Below are 4,045 nucleotides of genomic sequence, written 5' to 3'. Positions count from 1 at the left end.
AATTTGTATTTTTTTTCAAGTACAGCAAAAATTAAAAAACTCTTTATTAATTAATATTGTTTACTTGAATTTATATTTATTTCTGTTAATATAATTAGTAAAATTTTATTTATTATTTTACTATGATAGATTATAATACCACCTACATCAATAATAGAAGATATTTAGGAAATAAATACAACCTTCTTGGTTTTATTAAGCATGTTGTTGACACAGAATGTGATAATATTAAAATAGTAGCTGATATATTTTCAGGAACTGGTGTTGTAGCCTCTGCTTTCTCAGATAAACAATTAATAACAAATGATAACTTGTATAGTAATTATATTTGTCATGTTGCTTGGTTCAGTCCTAAAAGATACTCATATAAAAAAATAGTTAAATATATAAAAGAGTATAATTCCATAATAGTAAAAGATGATAATTATGTTAGTAATAATTTTTCAGATACTTTTTTTAGCAAAGAAAATTGCAAAAAGATAGGATATATAAGGGAAAATATAGAAGAATTATATAATGCTAAAAAAATTAATTTTAAAGAGAGAGCAATATTGATAACTTCTTTACTATATGCTATGGATAAAATAGCAAATACTTGTGGACATTATGATGCTTATATTAAAAATAACAAGTCTTATTTAGAAAAAAAATTAGAACTGTATGTTCCAATTAAAATTAACAATCTCAATATTAATAATGTTTGTTATAATATGGATAGTAATGAACTTGTAAAAAGTATAGAAGCTGATTTAGTATATATAGATCCACCTTATAACTCTAGGCAATATTGTGATACATATCATTTTTTAGAAAATATAGCTAGATGGGATAAGCCAGAAGTAAAAGGAATTGCTAAAAAAATGAATAGAAATAATATTAAAAGTTTATATTGTACGAATAGTGCAACAGAAGTATTTGAGGAGCTTATTTCAAATATAAAATCGAAATATATATTACTTTCTTATAATAATACTTCTACTAAAGGAGATTGTAGATCTAATGCTAAAATATCCGACAATGATATAATTCGGATATTAAAAAATAAGGGAAAAGTAAAAGTGTTTTCAGAAGATCATAAACTTTTTAATGCTGGTAAATCAAATATAAAAGATAATAAAGAAAGACTATTTTTGTGTGAATGTTATGATATTAATGAAATGGTACAATCACCAATAAATTATACAGGTGGAAAATTTAGGTTGCTACCACAGATATTGCCATATATTCCAGAAAAGATTAATACTTTTGTAGATTTGTTTTGTGGTGGATGTGAGGTTGGAATAAATGTAAATAGTAAAAATGTTATATTTAACGATATTAATTCTAAATTAATAAATCTTTATAGAACTTTAAAAAAATTAAATAAAAAAGATACATTTTCCATTATAGAATCTATAATAAATAAATATTATCTATCTTTAACTAAAGATAAAGGTTATCAATTTTATAATTGTAATAGTATAGATGGATTAGCTTCATATAATAAAAATAAATTTGAAAATTTAAAAAATGATTTTAATTCATTAAAAAATTATGATAATAATTATTATATTATGCTTTTTGTACTAATAGTATACTCCTTTAATAATCAGATTAGGTTTAATAACTCAAATGAATATAATATGCCAGTTGGTAAGAGAGATTTTAATAAGAATATTGTAAAAAAATTAGATTTATTTATAGATAAAATCAAAAATAAGAATACTATATTCATGTCTAATGATTTTAGAAATTTTGATTTATATATGATAGAAAAAGAAGATTTTTTATATATGGATCCTCCATATTTATTAGGGCGTGCTTCATATAATGAAAATAATTCTTGGACTAAAAAAGATGAAAATGATTTATTAGATTTTATTAATATAGTAAATAATAAAAAAATAAAATTTGCACTTTCAAATGTAATTTCAAATAAATCTATAAAGAATAATATATTAATAAACTGGATAGAAAAATATAATTATAAGTTAATAAAATTAAATTATAGTTATTCTAATTCAAACTATCAAAGAAAAGAAAAAAATAGTATTACAGAAGAGGTGCTTATTATAAATTATTAGAGGTATTAAAATGAAGTTTTCTTATAAAAGTTATTTTTGGTCTATAGGTACAACTAGCTTTAGAATGACTGATTTTAATTTGAAAATAGAAAAACAACTTTCATTATTAAATGAATTTAGAGAAAAATTTAAAAATAATAAATGGAGAGATATACAAAAAGAATATTATAATCATTTAAAATTTAATGGTTTTATATATGGAAATGCTAAAAATCCAGAAAAAGATGCTAGACAAAAAACTTCTGGACTTGTTGATATTGGTTTAATAGATGATAATAGATGTATAACAGAAGTAGGAAAAGAATTATTAAAAATAGTTGAAAATAAAAATTTTAATGGTAATAATTTATTTAATATAGATAATGATAGTTTTATATACCTCAAACAATTATTAAAAACTCATAATGATATAAATAATCATATAGTTAGACCTTTTATTATTTTTTTATATATAATTTCAAAGTTAGACTATTTATCCAATGATGAGTTTACATATCTTTTACCACTATGTATTAATAAAGATATAACAGAAAATATTATCAATTATATATTAAAATCAAGAAATAGTAATATAAATAGTATAGATGATATTATTATAAATATAATTATGAGTATGGAAAATTACAAATCTGCCTGTGAATATTTTATAAATAGCAACATAGATATTTCTGTTTTTGAAGATATTTACATGGATAGAAAAAGCAATAAAAATGCAAGTGTATATTATAAAATATATTTACTTATATACAAAATATCTATAGAAGGTAATAGTATTTATAAAACAAAATTACTTGATGAAATAAAAAATATAAATGGGTATGCTTCCTTACTATGGAAAAAATATTTATTTAAAAATGCGAATAAAAATAATATAGTTTTAAATGATATTAAAATATTCAATATACAATATGAAAAAGAATTAAAAGAAATATTTTTTAAAACATTACATCTATTTAAATGTAAGAGTACATTAAAAGATTATTTTGATTTAAATAGAAGATATATAAAAATAACAGATATTGTATTATTTAATGATAATAAAATAGAGCTTGACATTATAGCAAAATATTATTTTAAATTTATAGAAAATAAATTATTTTCTATTGCTTTTGAAAAATCCGACAAATTATTTATAAATACTACTTTAGAAAATATAGATGATATATTTAATGTAAAAGAAGAAGTGATATATAATTATATTTCAGAAAATATCAATATAAAAATAGAAAACAAGTTACAATTAAAAGATATAGTTAAAAAAGATAGATATAAACGTTTCAATATTTTAATAGATAAAAAATTCAATAAAAATAAAATTATGGAAATTTTAACAAAAATAGAAAATAGAGATGATAATGAAGTTAGAAAACTTGTTACAGATAATGCAGATGTTCCAACAATATTTGAATATATATTGTCAATAGCTTGGTATATAATAAGTGATAGAAAAGGTAATATATTAGATTATATGAATTTGTATCTTGACTCTGATATGCTTCCTAAGACACATGCAGCTGGAGGAATGGCTGATATAGTTTATTTATATGATGAAACTAAATATTATCCCAAACATGATTTACTAATAGAAGCCACGCTTTCTAAAGATAAATCACAAAGAAAAATGGAAGTTGAACCTGTATCAAGGCATTTAGGGGAGTATATTTTATCTAATGGCAATAAGAATACATATGCATTATTTATATCAAATTCATTATATATAAATGTTATATCTGATTTTATTAATAAAAGAACTATGAAATATTATAGCAGTAATTCAGAAAATTATATTAATGGGTTAAATATAGTTTGTTTAGAAACATCAGAAATTAAAACTATATTGGAAAAAGATATTAACTATAAAGAGTTGTATTTTATATTCAAAAATGCCTTAAACTCAAATATTGATGAAATAAATTGGTACAAAAAAGAGATAAAAGAAAAAATTCAAAATTTGAAAATACGCTTATAATTTACTATATTTA

2 protein-coding genes are annotated in these 4,045 nt (G+C 20.1%); both read left to right on the top strand.

Going from position 1 to position 4,045, the window contains the following annotated elements; translation table 11 throughout:
- The first annotated feature begins 122 nt into the window (after positions 1-122).
- Positions 123-2,063, top strand: a complete 1,941-nt coding sequence (locus EZH24_RS08300; RefSeq protein WP_137998684.1) for a Dam family site-specific DNA-(adenine-N6)-methyltransferase — start codon at positions 123-125, stop codon at positions 2,061-2,063.
- A 10-nt stretch (positions 2,064-2,073) separates the two neighbouring features.
- Entirely contained in the window at positions 2,074-4,032 is a 1,959-nt protein-coding gene (locus tag EZH24_RS08295) for an AlwI family type II restriction endonuclease (protein WP_137998682.1), read from the top strand.
- Positions 4,033-4,045 lie beyond the last annotated feature (13 nt).

The organism is Brachyspira catarrhinii (assembly GCF_005518285.1).
GTDB lineage: Bacteria > Spirochaetota > Brachyspiria > Brachyspirales > Brachyspiraceae > Brachyspira > Brachyspira catarrhinii.
This window is presented reverse-complemented; position numbering and strand designations above follow the sequence as displayed.